Genomic DNA, 13,240 nt, shown 5'->3' with positions numbered 1-13,240 from the left:
GGCGGTAATGTCGCGATTCATGAGCACTCTCCATCTTGTTGAAACAGCGGCCCGCGTGCGCGGAAACGGTGAATGAGACTGGCTAATCGGTCACCAATATACCCCATTCCCTGACAGGTTCGAGCCTGCCACAACGAAAGTGTGGGGGACAGAGATACTGTGCGCAACAACCGTTGGCCAAACTGCCCTGCTCGCTTTTTGAATTGGTGAGTCCCTTATCGCCCCTTTTTTGATCTGTGACATAAATCACCTTTTTCAGGAGAGTAGGCTGAACGCCGTTGTTCTGAACAAACCCATACGCATCCATCAGGACACAAGAAAAGGAGAATGACATGAAAATCTATGACCGTAACCGTAATGTGCTGAACTTGGGTCAGCGGGTCATGATTGCCGCCACTGGCGCAGTCGACTTTCTGAAAGAGGCCAACACCGATAATATGACCCCCTATCAGGCGGAGCATGAGAAGTGTGTGCTGCTGGCAAACAGCGGGGAGCGTTACGCGCCTATCGAGTTGGTTAGACTAGGCTGATCCCTTTCCCTGTCACCCTACTCTTTACAATTCACCCGGCCGCCGCGCCCCATCTGGTGACCGGGTTTCTGAGTTCCCCCCTCCGTCCTTTCTGCATTGCAGCAATCTCGTTTGGTCACTCTCTGTCTGCAGCCGCTGCGCCACGGCCCCGTTTGCCACCACGGCGCTCGCCACCCCAGTAAACATCATCGAGCTGAATGATGCCGCTGATGGGCTGCTTGTCATCGGACTCTTTCATGGCTTGCAGCAGCTTGTGCTTGAGCATCCACGCGGTGTCATATTTGACGCCCAACTGGCGCTTTAGCTCCATCGCTGACAAGCCTGTTTTGGTTTGTGACAACAGGTGCATTGCCAGAAACCACTTGGTCAGCGGGAGCTTGGTGTTTGCGAAAATTGTGTTTCCAGTCAATGACATCTGATGACGGCAGTGATTGCATTGCCACACCCGCGGCCGCCTTTTCAGGCGACAACAGGTCTTGTTGGCACATTCAGGGCAAACAAAACCGTGAGGAAAACGCCAAGTGAACAGCGCGTTTTCGCACTGAGCTTCAGTGCCATAGTCCTTGAGAAACTCAAACAGGCTGTAGTCTTTCTGGAATTGGATTTTGCTTTTGGCCATGATCTCGCACCTCGATAACTGTGCGTAAGATCAGTATAGTCAGTGTTGGCTGCTGATCATGGGTAATCAGGTCAAACAATGTCAGTTGCATTACTTCTGCAAGGGGACGACCAGCAGATCGCAGGGCACGGTATTCATCAGCTGACGGGCGCTCGAGGTTAGCAGGCTCCAGAAGCTCTGGCGATGGCCGCACACCAGCAGGTCGATCTCGTACTCCTTGACCGCCTGATTGACCCGCTCGCTCAGATCGCCGCAGATCACCAGCTTCTTCTCGATGGGATAGTCCACCGAGGCCAGAAATGCCTCCAGCTTCTCTTTCGCTTCGGCGATCACCTGATCCTGCACGTTGTCGATGTCGATATCGATCATCTCGGTGTAGAGATCCTTGAGGTCCACATCGACATAGATAACTGACAGCTTGGCGCCGTTGGAACGGGCTCTGTCCACCGCCTTGTCGATCACCTTGCGGTTATCTTCGGAGAGGTCGATCGCGGCCAGAATATGCTTGTAATAGGTTGTTCCACTCATGGGGGTTCTCCTTACCGATCCTTCGGCCAACTATACCAATCCCTGCTGAAACTAAAATGGTGCATCAGACACAGTTTTGGGATTTAAATGAGTTTAATGGCGGGTGACACAGATTCAGCCACTCAGTTATTAACCACGGCTTGCCTATAAATTAAGCGGGATTTTGACGCCGGTCACACCCCTCGGCTTGCCGATCAGGGGGGAGAGGCATAGGATGGGCCCGTGCTTCGCAATGAACACAAAACAACAAAAAGCATCTGAATACCGCTTTGGGGAGCCACGTGCTCCCTTTTGTTTTTCTGCCTCATTTCCCGTGGCTTTTCTGACTGATAGCGATCCGGCATCAAGTTAATCTCCTTCGATTTGGTTATGCTGTAGCCAGTTTCTTTGGAGGCCTTCTCATGATCATTCATCCCCAGATTCAGCAGTGGTGTGGCTTTGCCCGCAACGGTCATCCTTCATATCGTCTTGATGCATTGGAGATTCATTCATGATCATTCATCCACAGATCCAGGGTTGCGTTGCCCGCAACTGTCACCCCATCGGCTGCCGCGCCGCCGTGCAGCAGCAGATCGAACGGATCAAGGCCGCTGGCCCGTTCAACGGCCCCAAGCGGGTGCTGGTGCTGGGGGCCTCCTCCGGGTTTGGACTGGCGTCGCGCATTGCACTCGCCTTTGGTGCCGGTGCCGACACCATCGGCATCTCGTTTGAGCGTGGCCCCTCCGACAAGGGATTGGGCAGTGCCGGTTGGTACAACAACATCTGGTTTCGCAAGGAGGCGGAGCAGGAGGGGCGTATCGCCATCAACCTGATTGGTGATGCCTTCTCCGACGGGATGCGCCAGCAGGCCATCGAGACCATTCGCCAGCAGCTGGGGCAGGTGGATCTGGTGATCTACTCGCTGGCTAGCGGTATCCGGGTGCTGCCCGACGGTACGCAAGTGCGCTCCGTGCTCAAGACCACCGGCCAGCCGTTCAGCGGTTGGGGATTGGATCTGGAACGCGATACCTTGGTGCAGCAGTCGCTGGCGCCCGCCACGCCGGAGGAGATCCGCGATACCGTCACCGTGATGGGCGGCGAGGATTGGCAGCTCTGGATGCAGGCTTTGCAGCAGGCCGGTTGTCTCGCTCCCGGTGCGCAAACCGTGGCCTACTCCTACATTGGCCCCGAATCGACCTACCCCCTCTATCGGGACGGCACCATCGGTTATGCCAAGGAGCATCTGCATGCCACCGCCGAGACCATCAACCTGCAGCTGGCCGAGATTGGCGGCCACGCCTGGGTATCGGTCTGCAAGGCGTTGGTGACCAAGGCGAGCGCCTATATTCCGGTGCTGCCGGTTTATCTCGGCTTGCTGATGGGGGTGATGAAGGAGCGCGGTGTGCATGAGGGCTGTATCGAGCAGATGCAGCGACTGTTCGCCGCCAAGATGTACGGGCCCAATGGGGTGGTGGCCGATGGCAACCGGCTGATCCGGATGGATGACCACGAGCTCGACCCGGCCATTCAGGCCGCCGTTTCGGCGCTCTGGCCCAAGGTGACGCCGGACAATTTCCACGCGCTGGGGGACTTTGCCGGGCTGCGGCAGGATTTCATGCAGCTCAACGGCTTCGAGCTGCCGGGCGTCGATTACGGTGCGCCGGTGGATGTCGCCTCCCTTGGCGAGCTGGCCCCCTGAGCTAAAAGAAACGGGATCGCCCTCTCGCCGACGGGTTGATTCGTGACGAGAGTGTGGCGACAATCGATACCAAATCACAGTGGAGAATCAGTATGTTGGCCCAACCTATGATCGAGAAGTTGAACGAGCAGATTAACCTGGAGTTCTACTCCTCCAATCTCTATCTGCAGATGAGCGCCTGGTGTGAAGACAAGGGCTTCGAGGGGGCGGCGACCTTCCTGCGCCAGCACGCGGTCGAGGAGCGCCAGCACATGGAGCGTCTGTTCACCTACGTGAGCGAGACCGGTGCCATGCCGCGTCTGGGTGCCATTGATGCCCCTCCCCACGAGTTCAAGTCGCTGGGCGACGTGTTCCGTACCACCCTGGAGCACGAGTATCACATCACCAAGTGCATCAATGGTCTGGCCCACGTAGCCTTCACCACCCAGGACTATTCCACCTTCAACTTCCTGCAGTGGTATGTGGCCGAGCAGCATGAAGAGGAGAAGCTGTTCAAGAGCATCGTCGACCGTCTGGGTCTGGTGGGTGAAGATGGCAAAGGCCTCTACTTCATCGACAAGGAGCTGGCCGAACTGGCCAAAGGCGCCCCGGCCAGCATCATGGACAGCAACGCCTGATAGTCGTGGACACTTAGTGTTCAGCCAGTACAATAACGGCCCTTTTAAGGGCCGTTGTTTATTCTGGTGCGCAGTCACCGTTGTGATGTCAGCCAGAGGCAATCTCGGTTCTGGCCAGGTGCCGTTTCTATTTTGATAAGTGAGTGATGATGAAGCAGGTCGATGTGGTGGTGATCGGGGCCGGTGCGGCCGGATTGATGTGTGCGGCGCAGGCGGGCTACCGTGGCCGCTCCGTGCTGGTGCTCGACAACGCCAAGAAGCCGGGCCGCAAGATCCTCATCAGTGGCGGCGGTCGCTGCAACTTCACCAACCATCAGGCTGGCGCTCACGCCTACCTGTCGGAGAATCCCCACTTCAGCAAGTCGGCACTGGCCCGCTACACCCAGCAGGATTTCATCGATCTGGTGGATCGCCACGGGGTCAACTATCACGAGCGCACCCTGGGGCAGCTGTTCTGTCTCGAGAGTGCCAAGGAGATCGTCGATGTGCTGCTCACCGAGTGTGACTGGGCCGGGGTGACCCTGCAGTTCCAGACCGAGATCCTCACCGTCAGCAAGCAAAACGAAGGCTTTGTGTTGATGACCAGCAAGGGGGAGATCGGCTGTCACTCGCTGGTCATCGCCACCGGTGGTCTCTCCATGCCCAAGCTGGGGGCGACCCCTTATGGCTTCAAGCTGGCGGAGCAGTTTGGCCTCAAGGTCATTCCGACCCGCGCCGGTCTGGTGCCCTTTACCCTCCATCAGGCGGAGAAAGAGGCCTTTGCCGATCTGGCTGGCATCAGCCTGCCGGTAGCGGTGACCGCCGAGGATGGAACCCGCTTCAAGGAGGCGATGCTGTTCACCCATCGCGGCCTCTCCGGCCCCGTCATCCTGCAGATCTCCTCATACTGGCGCGCCGGCGAGAAGATCCACATCAACCTGCTGCCGGAGCTGGATATTCCGGCTGCCTTGCGCGAATGGGCGCAGGCTCACCCCGCGCAGGAGCTGAAAACCGTGCTGGGGCGCGAGCTGCCCAAGCGCTTCGTCGACAAGCTGGTGGAGCTGGGCCAGCTGGTTAGCAAGCCGATGCGCCAGTACAACGAGCGGGAGCTGGAAGTGGTGGCCAATCTGCTGGGTGACTGGCAGATCCTGCCCAACGGCACCGAGGGGTATCGCACCGCCGAAGTGACCCTGGGCGGCGTCGATACCAACGAGCTCTCCTCCAAGACCATGGAGGCGCGCAAGGTGCCCGGCCTCTACTTCATCGGTGAAGTGGTGGACGTGACCGGCTGGCTCGGTGGCTACAACTTCCAGTGGGCCTGGTCTTCCGGCTGGGTGGCCGGTCAGTATTGTTGATGTCACTGGGGCTGATTTATCCGGCGTCAGTAGCGGTGGCCTGATAAGTCTCCCTGCCACAGCAAGCAAAAACAGAGACCCGGGCCATGCCCGGGTCTTTGCATTTCCGATGGTCGATCAGCGCGGCGCTAGCCCCAGCAACTGGCGGGCCTGACGGCAGGTCTCCTCCACCGTTGACCAGTCGTCACCGGTTACCGTGATATGGCCCATCTTGCGGCCGGGGTGGGGTTCGCTCTTGCCGTAGAGGTGCAGATGCAGGCCGGGCAGCGCCAGCAGGGCAGCCCAGTCGGGTGTGCCGTTTTGCCAGAGATCCCCCAGCAGGTTGATTAACAGGGCGGGGCGCACGGCGATCTGCTCCGGCAGCGGCAGATCGCACAGGGCCCGCACCTGCAACTCGAACTGGCTGCATGCGGCGTTGTCGAGGCTGGGGTGACCCGAGTTGTGGGGACGGGGCGCCAGCTCGTTGACCAGCAATCGGCCTTCCACCAGAAAGAACTCCACCGTCAGCACCCCGACGTAATCGAGGGCGGCGATGATGTGTTCGGCGATCCCTTTGGCTTCGCTCTCCAGCGCCGGCACATTGGCCGGGGAGCGAGTCTGATCGAGGATGCCACCGCTGTGCCAGTTCTGCACCAGTGGCAGGGCGCTGATGGCGCCGCTCGGGCTGCGCGCCAGGGTCAGGGCAAACTCCCCCTCCAGTGCTAGCCGTTTTTCCAGCACGCAGGGGACGCCACTGGCTGCCAGCGCCGTCGCCAGCTCATCCAGATTACTCACTTGCCACTGCCCCTTACCGTCGTACCCCTCGCGGGCCGTCTTGAGGATGGCGGGGAAGAGTTCGCTGGCCTGTGCGGGGATGGGTTCTTCCGGCAGTAGCGCCAGATAGGAGGCGACCGGGATGTTGGCTCCGCGCAGAAAGGCTTTCTCCTCACGGCGGTCCTGACAGATGCGCACCGCGCTGGCGGCCGGGCGCACCGGCTTTTGTTTTTCGAGCAGGGCAAGGGTCGCGGCGGGCACGTTCTCGAACTCGCAGCTGATGGCATCGCAGCGGCTGGCCAGCTCGACCAGTGCCCCAGTGTCGTCATAGGGGGCGACAATATGGTGATCGGCGGCGGCACCGGCGATGCTGGCCGGGTCGGGATCCAGCACCACCACCTTGTAGCCGAGGCGGTGGGCGGCCATCACGAAGTAGCGGCCGAGTTGGCCGCCCCCCAGCATGCCGAGGGTGGCGGGTGGCAGGATCATGTCGGCTCCTCCAGTTGCAGTGCCAGCACCCGATCTCGCTCGTGGGTGCGGAAGTCGTCGAGCTGCTGCCGGTAGCGGGGGGCGTCGCAGTCTTGTGCAACGGAGAGCAGAGAGACCGCAAACAGGGCGGCGTTGGCGGCCCCCGCCTCGCCGATGGCGAAGGTGGCGACCGGTACCCCTTTGGGCATCTGCACGATGGAGAGCAGGGAGTCCATCCCCTTGAGATGGCGGGAGGGGATGGGCACCCCCAGCACCGGAAGAGTGGTCTTGGCGGCGACCATGCCCGGCAGGTGGGCGGCGCCACCGGCTCCGGCGATGATGGCGCGCAGGCCGCGCTCGCGGGCAGTGGCGGCATACTCGAACAGCAGATCCGGGGTGCGATGGGCCGAGACCACCTGCGCCTCGTAGGGCACGCCGTGCTCCTTGAGGATGCGGGCGGCAGCCTGCAGCACGGGCCAGTCGGAGTCGGAGCCCATTACCAGGCCGATCAGGGGAGGGGTGTTCATTTTCTCTGAATCCTTGATGTTAAACGTTTGCTTTTGGTAAACAAAAAGAGCCGACAAGCCGGCTCAGAATTTCTCGGGTCGCACGATTTCGACCGGTTGCAGAAAGGCGATCATGGCGTAGTCGGGGTAGTAGCGACTCTGCAGGTGGGCCAGCAGCCGCTCCGCCTGCTCCCGGCTGCAGATCGCCTCCAGCCTGATGTTGCCGCTCTCGCTCCAGCTGGCGTTGCGCTCGCCATGATCCCCCCTGCCGCGAGCATCCGTAATGGTGTAGCCGCGCAGTCCCTCGCGGGTGAGGGTGCGCAGCAGGGTCGGCTCCAGATTGGCTTCCGTGATGACGGTCAGCAGGGTGCGGGTCTCGGTCTGCATGTGGCTACTCCGTGAAGTGGCGGGCCCAGCTGTGGTAGAGCGGGATCCCCAGCATGATGTTGAACGGGAAGGTGACCCCCAGCACGGCGCTGAGGGAGAGCCCCGGGTTGGCCTGGGGCAGGGCGATGCGCAGGGTGGCCGGCACGGCAATATAGGAGGCGCTGGCCGCCAGGGTGGCCAGCAGGGTCAGGCCGCCGAGAGAGAGCCCCATCAGCTGGCCAGCTGCCAATCCCAGTCCCGCCGAGGCGAGCGGCATCAACAGGGCGAAGCCGAGCAGGAACAGACCGTGACGGCGCAGATCCTGACACTGGCGGGCGACGATGAGGCCCATCTCCAGCAGGAACAGCGCCAGCGCCCCCTTGAACAGGTCGACAAACAGCGGTTTGAGCGGGGCAATCCCGTCCGGCCCGGCCAGATAGCCGATGGCCATGCCGCCCAGCAGCAGGGTCACCCCTTTGCCGAGGAAGGTCTCGTGGGCCAGCATGCGCCAGCGGGTCTCGCGACCGATGCCGCGGGCGAGCACTATGCCCACCAGAATGGCCGGGATCTCCATCACCGCCAGGAAGATGGAGAGCTGGGATTCAAAGCTGATGCCCCGTTCGGTGAGCCAGTTCACCCCGACCGCAAAGGTGGCAACGCTGACCGAGCCGTAGTGGGCGGCGGTGGCGGCGGCATCGACCCGGTTCATCTTGAGGCGCAGCACGGCAAAGCCGAGCAGGGTCTGCACCACGCCCAGCAGGATCACCAGCGCCAGTTGCGGCAGCAGGGGCAGCAAGGATTGCTGGGCCAGACCGACGCCGCCCTTGAGGCCGATGGCCAGCAGCAAAAAGAGGGAGAGGGTGTCGTAGAGGGCGGGCGGCAGCTTGAGCTCGGAGCGCACCAGACCGGCCAGCAGACCAAACAGAAAGAAGAGAACAACGACGTCCAGCATGATGGCTCGCAGGGCAGTTCAGATAATGGTTGCATGCTAGAGCCCGCAATGTTTCGATAAAATCAGATTCTTGCTGATGGTTGTTCGGTAAAAACTGATAGGGAACGGCATGCTCAACTACAAACAGCTCTACTACTTCTGGCATGTGGCGCGCTGCGGCAGCGTGACGCAGGCCGCCGAACAGCTGCATCTCACGCCGCAGACCATCAGCGGTCAGGTGGCTGAGCTGGAGCAGTCCCTCGGGGTGGCGCTGTTCAACCGTGTAGGACGGCGTCTGGTGCTGACCGCCGCCGGACGGCAGGCGCAGGAGCAGGCGGGGGCGATTTTTTCGCTCGGCGCCGAGCTGGAGCACACCCTGCGCCACGCCAGTCAGGAGCTGACCATGCAGGTGGGGATCGCCGATTCGGTACCCCGTACTCTGGCGTTCGAGCTGCTGGCTCCCGCCATGGGGCTCGCAACTCCGCTGCGGCTGGTGTGTCACGAGGAGCGGGCCGAGTTGCTGTTCAGCGAGCTGGCCCGTCACAAGCTCGACATGGTGTTGATCGATCGCCCGCTCCCTCCCGACAGTGGCGTGCGCGGCTATAACCACGAGCTGGGGCGCACTCCGCTGGCGCTGTTTGCCAGCCCGGAGCTGGCGGCGCGGGCGCGGGACGGCTTTCCCGCCTCGCTGGAGGGGTTGCCGTTGCTTATTCCCGGAGAGAAATCGGCGACCCATGATCGGTTGCTGGAGTGGTATCGCCAGCAGGGCATTCATCCCCATCTGGTGGGGCAGTTTGATGACTCCACCCTGATGAAGTCGTTCGGCAAGGCGGGGATGGGGATCTTCCCGGCGCCGCTGGCAATGGCCGATGAGATTGGACGCCTCTACGGAGTAGAATGGATTGCCACTCTCACCGACATCACCCTCTCTTATTATCTGGTCTCTGCAGGGCGCCATCTCTCCCATCCGGGTGTTCGGTCGGTGATGGAAGGGGCTCACCAGAAGCTTGCTGCGCTGACGGGTAAAAAATAGAAATCTGGATGGCTATACATCCAGTTTTGCTCTGCCTATAATTCTCCCGCTTTGGCGCATCATGCTTAATAGGGAATCCGGTGAGAATCCGGAGCTGGCGCGCAGCGGTAAGGGGGAACGAAGCGACATCAGGGCACTGCCGTCAGGCGGGAAGCCGTCGCCGTAGGCTATCAGCTCCCGAGCCCGAAGACCTGCCAAAGTTCATATTTCGGGCCGAGAGAAACCGGCCACGAAGTAGATACTTACGCGAACTTAAGGATCTCTCATGTCGAAGAAATTTCTGGCGGCTGCCCTGTTGCCGACGGCGGCGTTTGCCCAGCAGCTGACTATTCCTGTCAATCCCACCATGGTGGTGACCGCCACCCGCGTCGCTCAACCTGCCTCCAGCGTGCTTGCCCCGGTCAATGTGGTGACCCGAGACGAGATTGATCGTCTGCAAGCCCAGACCGTGACCGATGTGGTCAAGACCCTGCCTGGAGTGGAGGTCTCATCCTATGGTGGTCGAGGCCAGGTCACGACAGCAAAGGTCCGTGGTGGCACGGCATCGCAAACACTGGTGCTGGTGGATGGGGTGCGTAGCGCATCCCCGACCGTGGGCTCAACAGACCTCAACAGCGTGCCGCTGAACCAGGTTGAGCGGATCGAGTATATCCGTGGCTCCCGCGCCACCATCTACGGCTCCGATGCTATCGGCGGGGTGATCAACATCATTACCCGCCCCGATCAGGGGACCAATCAGCACAAGTTCAATATCGGTGCTGGTTCCAATCAGCAGCGACAAGCAGCTTTCAGCAGCGCCAGCCAGGTGGGTGAGGCCGGTCAATTCAAGATTGCCGGTGGTTTCGATGATGAATCGGGTTACAACGTGCACCCCTTGTCCGGCATCAACGATGGTGACCGTCACGGGCATCAGGGCTACAACGCCATGTTGGACTACCAGCAGGGGCTGGGCAATAACTGGGATCTGTTCGGCACGACTCGCTGGTTCCGTAATGTCGGCCAGTATGACAACTCTTCTGCAGCTTCCTCTTGGGGGCCTGCTAACCATCAGCGTAACGAGACCTGGATTGAAAATCAGAGCTATCAGCTGGGTTCCCGCTATCACAACGAGCGCTACCTGAGCGAACTGCGCGGAGCCTTCTCCAGACAGGATGTCTATGACTATCAGGACACCAGTGGTCGCGATCAGGCCAAGAACCGCACTTATACCCGCCAATACAGCCTGAACTGGGTCAACAACCTCAAACTGAACGAGTTTTGGACGCTTGGCGGCGGCGCCGATTGGCTGCGTGACATGCTGGATGACCGTTCCCGCTCCTCTGGCTCAGTGTATCCTGCCGATGCCAAAGAGCGTGACAATAACGGTCTCTATGCCTTGGCCCAGTTTGATAACCAGACCTGGCAGGCTGAGTTGAGCGGGCGTAGTGATGACAACGAACAGTATGGCCGCCACAACACCTGGCAGACCGGGGCGGGCTGGCGCTTTGTCGAGGATTACCGCCTGAGTGCCCGTTACGGCACCGGTTTCCGCGCCCCCTCCTTTAATGATCTCTACTATCCGGGGTTAGGCAATCCCAACTTGAAGCCGGAAGAGTCGAAGAGCAGCGAGCTGATGCTGGATGGTCAAACTGCTGGTGTGGAGTGGCGAGCCACCGGTTATCGCAACGACTTCGAGCAGATGATCCAGTGGGCCCCCAACAGTCAGGGGATGTGGACACCACAAAACGTTGGCAAGGTGCGCATTGAAGGGATCGAGCTGGAAGGGGCGTTTGACACCGGCTGGTTGAGTCATCGGGTCTCTGCCGAATACAAGGATCCCAAAAACCAGGTGACAGACAAGCAACAGCCGTTGATTGCTCGTAAAGGAGCCAAGTGGGTTACTCAGGCGCAGTGGCAACAGTTTGATGGTTCATTGAGCTGGATCTATCAGGGCGAGCGTTATAGCAATGCAGCCAACACCGCCAAGCTGGGTGGTTACAGCGTGTGGGATCTGGCTGTTGGTTACAAGGTCACCCCGGCGCTCAAGGTATCTGGCAAGATCAACAATCTGCTGGATAAGAAGTATCAGACTTCAGTGGGTTATCCGGCTGATGAGCGCGCTTACTACGTGACGATGGATTACGCCCTGTAAATAGTCTTCTCTTGATGGGAAAAACCCAGGCCCTGCCATTGGCAGGGCCTTTTCTATTGGCGGCAGGCGGGAGTATGATCGCCGCCTTGCACCAAAGGGGAGCTCAAGTGGCCAATATTCTCGTGTTTGATTCCGGTATGGGTGGCCTGACCATCTACCGCGAGATCCGCCGCGTTCTGCCGGCACACAACTATTTCTACTGCTTCGACAACGCCAACTTCCCCTATGGTGAATTGAGCGAGCCCGCCCTGATTGCTGCCTGCACCCGCTTGGTGACCACCATGGTGGCCCGTCAGCATATCGATCTGGTGGTGATTGCCTGCAACACGGCCAGCACCATAGCACTGCCTGCCCTGCGTGAGGCTCTCGACATTCCGGTGGTGGGCGTCGTGCCAGCCATCAAGCCCGCCGCTGCACAGACTCGCAACGGTTGTATCGGTCTGCTTGCTACGCCGGGCACCGTCAGCCGCCACTATACCCATGAACTGATCGCCCAGTTTGCTCCCGGCAAGCAGGTGCTGCTCAAAGGCACCACCGAGCTGGTCATAGAAGCCGAACAAAAGCTGGCGGGCCTACCGGTCAATATGGCGCTACTGCGCGAGGTATTGGCCGATTGGCTGGAGGGGGAAGAGAAGCCGGATACGCTGGTGCTCGGTTGTACTCACTTCCCGCTACTTAATGAAGAGATTGGGCAACTGATGCCGCAATGCCAGCTTATTGACTCGGGCAGTGCTGTTGCCAAACGGGTGGCCTGGTTGCTGAACAATGGCGGGCATGCCACCGTGCAGCCTGTACATGTAGAAGAGGTAATTGCCAGGGCTTACTGTACCCGGCTGGATGGGGAGGCTCAAAAACTGACAGCCCCTTTGCAAGCATGGGGGCTGTCATCACTAGAAGAGGTGAAGTATTGACGAGCGGTTAGGCGTCAGTTTCGCTACCTTCTCTTTCCTCTTTATCACGTTTGTCATTTGCTTCACGCACCTTTAGGGTGCGCTGCTGATACTCTTTGTCATTCAAAGCGGCAATCGCTTTGGCAGCATCGGCGGCGGGCATCTCCACGAAACCGAAACCTCTGCGCTTGCCGGTTGCCTTGTCCTTCATCAACCGCACGGAAATGACCTGGCCCTGTTCGGCAAACAATTCGCGCACTGCAATCTCGTTGGCGCGATAGGGCAGGTTGCCTACATATAAGGTGCAAGTCTCCTGATTGGCGATCGACTCGGCGACATTAGCCGGGGTTCGCTTCAGGAACAGCGGTACCACGAAACCGCCGATGGCCAGACCTGCTGCAAAAATCACTTCCGCTTTCAAAGAGAACTGCAGGGCCTGGGCAACCAGGTAGCCAACCACTGCCAATACCAGAGCAAGGATTGCGGCCTGCATATAGACGGGAAACTTGGATAAATTCATCTTAAAAGACCTTTTGTAAATGAAAGCAAAAAAGGTGCAACACTATATTCACCTCCATGGTAACCAGCTTTCCTGATTGGCGCTACCATGGACCACTCGGGAGAGGTTATCGGCTCCAGTATGGCACTCCCAAAGGCTCTGGCGGCGATATAAATGACGCAAAAAGGGGAGTGAAATAGTTGGATTGTGGATAACCCTGTATATATACACTGAATAAATTGTTTCTAATTGAATAATTTGAGATTTTCGTGATTTTCTTCAAAAAAAGTCTTGTCATCGTAGCGCGGCTCCCTATAATGCGCCCCTACCAGCACGGCGGAACACGCCGAACTGATG

General features: G+C 59.5%; 13 protein-coding genes, 1 pseudogene and 1 riboswitch. Of the genes and pseudogenes, 7 read left to right on the top strand and 7 right to left on the bottom strand.

The genetic code is table 11. The features are described 5' to 3' along the window. The first annotated feature begins 332 nt into the window (after positions 1 to 332). On the top strand, positions 333 to 530 hold the full coding sequence (ydfZ, locus tag ACRAUW_RS13015) for a putative selenium delivery protein YdfZ (RefSeq protein WP_431362608.1): 198 nt from the start codon (positions 333 to 335) through the stop codon (positions 528 to 530). 133 nt (positions 531 to 663) lie between these two features. Here the strand turns inward: ydfZ and ACRAUW_RS13010 are convergent. Both ACRAUW_RS13010 and ACRAUW_RS13005 read right to left on the bottom strand, forming a co-directional pair. Continuing rightward, a pseudogene (locus ACRAUW_RS13010) lies at positions 664 to 1,149 on the bottom strand (IS1595 family transposase); the annotation flags it as partial. 90 nt (positions 1,150 to 1,239) lie between these two features. Continuing rightward, complete coding sequence (locus tag ACRAUW_RS13005; protein ID WP_431362607.1) at positions 1,240 to 1,677, bottom strand: universal stress protein; 438 nt, start codon at positions 1,675 to 1,677, stop codon at positions 1,240 to 1,242. A 490-nt stretch (positions 1,678 to 2,167) separates the two neighbouring features. On the opposite strand from ACRAUW_RS13005, the gene fabV reads away from it, so the two are divergent. The 3 genes from fabV (at position 2,168) to ACRAUW_RS12990 (ending at position 5,306) form a co-directional block, all read left to right on the top strand. Further along, the gene (gene fabV / locus ACRAUW_RS13000; RefSeq protein ID WP_431362606.1) at positions 2,168 to 3,355 is read left to right on the top strand and encodes an enoyl-ACP reductase FabV; all 1,188 of its coding nucleotides are present in this window, start codon (positions 2,168 to 2,170) and stop codon (positions 3,353 to 3,355) included. A gap of 92 nt (positions 3,356 to 3,447) precedes the next feature. Continuing rightward, positions 3,448 to 3,972 (top strand): non-heme ferritin, encoded by a 525-nt coding sequence (gene ftnA, locus ACRAUW_RS12995; protein ID WP_431362605.1) that lies wholly within the window; start codon positions 3,448 to 3,450, stop codon positions 3,970 to 3,972. Between the two features lie 149 nt (positions 3,973 to 4,121). Further along, complete coding sequence (locus ACRAUW_RS12990; RefSeq protein WP_431362609.1) at positions 4,122 to 5,306, top strand: NAD(P)/FAD-dependent oxidoreductase; 1,185 nt, start codon at positions 4,122 to 4,124, stop codon at positions 5,304 to 5,306. Between the two features lie 117 nt (positions 5,307 to 5,423). Here the strand turns inward: ACRAUW_RS12990 and ACRAUW_RS12985 are convergent, their stop codons facing one another. The 4 genes from ACRAUW_RS12985 to ACRAUW_RS12970 all read right to left on the bottom strand — a co-directional run bounded on the left by ACRAUW_RS12985 (position 5,424) and on the right by ACRAUW_RS12970 (position 8,351). Then, a complete protein-coding gene (locus tag ACRAUW_RS12985) occupies positions 5,424 to 6,548 on the bottom strand; it encodes a 5-(carboxyamino)imidazole ribonucleotide synthase (RefSeq protein ID WP_431362604.1) in 1,125 nt (374 codons plus the stop codon). Then, positions 6,545 to 7,054, bottom strand: coding sequence for a 5-(carboxyamino)imidazole ribonucleotide mutase (gene purE / locus ACRAUW_RS12980; protein WP_431362603.1), 510 nt, complete (start codon positions 7,052 to 7,054; stop codon positions 6,545 to 6,547). Before purE ends, ACRAUW_RS12985 begins: the two co-directional genes overlap by 4 nt. A 63-nt stretch (positions 7,055 to 7,117) precedes the next feature. After that, positions 7,118 to 7,420 (bottom strand): P-II family nitrogen regulator, encoded by a 303-nt coding sequence (locus ACRAUW_RS12975; RefSeq protein ID WP_005321666.1) that lies wholly within the window; start codon positions 7,418 to 7,420, stop codon positions 7,118 to 7,120. Positions 7,421 to 7,424: 4 nt separating this feature from the next. After that, a complete protein-coding gene (locus ACRAUW_RS12970) occupies positions 7,425 to 8,351 on the bottom strand; it encodes a sodium-dependent bicarbonate transport family permease (RefSeq protein ID WP_431362602.1) in 927 nt (308 codons plus the stop codon). A 109-nt stretch (positions 8,352 to 8,460) separates the two neighbouring features. Here ACRAUW_RS12970 and ACRAUW_RS12965 point away from each other — a divergent pair, with 109 nt between their 5' ends. The 3 genes from ACRAUW_RS12965 (at position 8,461) to murI (ending at position 12,405) form a co-directional block, all read left to right on the top strand. Then, the gene (locus ACRAUW_RS12965; RefSeq protein WP_431362601.1) at positions 8,461 to 9,363 is read left to right on the top strand and encodes a LysR family transcriptional regulator; all 903 of its coding nucleotides are present in this window, start codon (positions 8,461 to 8,463) and stop codon (positions 9,361 to 9,363) included. Positions 9,364 to 9,398: 35 nt separating this feature from the next. Continuing rightward, a riboswitch (cobalamin riboswitch) is annotated at positions 9,399 to 9,576 on the top strand. A gap of 52 nt (positions 9,577 to 9,628) precedes the next feature. Continuing rightward, positions 9,629 to 11,494, top strand: coding sequence for a TonB-dependent receptor domain-containing protein (locus tag ACRAUW_RS12960; protein ID WP_431362600.1), 1,866 nt, complete (start codon positions 9,629 to 9,631; stop codon positions 11,492 to 11,494). Between the two features lie 107 nt (positions 11,495 to 11,601). After that, a complete protein-coding gene (gene murI, locus ACRAUW_RS12955) occupies positions 11,602 to 12,405 on the top strand; it encodes a glutamate racemase (protein WP_431362599.1) in 804 nt (267 codons plus the stop codon). A 7-nt stretch (positions 12,406 to 12,412) separates the two neighbouring features. Here murI and ACRAUW_RS12950 read toward each other — a convergent pair whose 3' ends face one another. After that, entirely contained in the window at positions 12,413 to 12,904 is a 492-nt protein-coding gene (locus ACRAUW_RS12950; RefSeq protein ID WP_005339200.1) for an RNA recognition motif domain-containing protein, read from the bottom strand. Positions 12,905 to 13,240: the final 336 nt, after the last annotated feature.

Source organism: Aeromonas sp., from assembly GCF_050633025.1.
GTDB lineage: Bacteria > Pseudomonadota > Gammaproteobacteria > Enterobacterales > Aeromonadaceae > Aeromonas.
This window is presented reverse-complemented; position numbering and strand designations above follow the sequence as displayed.

What these genes read in the sequence shown, in the direction of transcription:
- ydfZ (WP_431362608.1), top strand. Translation starts at nt 333, where the DNA reads ATGAAAATCTATGACCGTAACCGTAATGTGCTGAACTTGGGTCAGCGG.
- ACRAUW_RS13005 (WP_431362607.1), bottom strand. Translation starts at nt 1,677, where the DNA reads ATGAGTGGAACAACCTATTACAAGCATATTCTGGCCGCGATCGACCTC.
- fabV (WP_431362606.1), top strand. Translation starts at nt 2,168, where the DNA reads ATGATCATTCATCCACAGATCCAGGGTTGCGTTGCCCGCAACTGTCAC.
- ftnA (WP_431362605.1), top strand. Translation starts at nt 3,448, where the DNA reads ATGTTGGCCCAACCTATGATCGAGAAGTTGAACGAGCAGATTAACCTG.
- ACRAUW_RS12990 (WP_431362609.1), top strand. Translation starts at nt 4,122, where the DNA reads ATGAAGCAGGTCGATGTGGTGGTGATCGGGGCCGGTGCGGCCGGATTG.
- ACRAUW_RS12985 (WP_431362604.1), bottom strand. Translation starts at nt 6,548, where the DNA reads ATGATCCTGCCACCCGCCACCCTCGGCATGCTGGGGGGCGGCCAACTC.
- purE (WP_431362603.1), bottom strand. Translation starts at nt 7,054, where the DNA reads ATGAACACCCCTCCCCTGATCGGCCTGGTAATGGGCTCCGACTCCGAC.
- ACRAUW_RS12975 (WP_005321666.1), bottom strand. Translation starts at nt 7,420, where the DNA reads ATGCAGACCGAGACCCGCACCCTGCTGACCGTCATCACGGAAGCCAAT.
- ACRAUW_RS12970 (WP_431362602.1), bottom strand. Translation starts at nt 8,351, where the DNA reads ATGCTGGACGTCGTTGTTCTCTTCTTTCTGTTTGGTCTGCTGGCCGGT.
- ACRAUW_RS12965 (WP_431362601.1), top strand. Translation starts at nt 8,461, where the DNA reads ATGCTCAACTACAAACAGCTCTACTACTTCTGGCATGTGGCGCGCTGC.
- ACRAUW_RS12960 (WP_431362600.1), top strand. Translation starts at nt 9,629, where the DNA reads ATGTCGAAGAAATTTCTGGCGGCTGCCCTGTTGCCGACGGCGGCGTTT.
- ACRAUW_RS12950 (WP_005339200.1), bottom strand. Translation starts at nt 12,904, where the DNA reads ATGAATTTATCCAAGTTTCCCGTCTATATGCAGGCCGCAATCCTTGCT.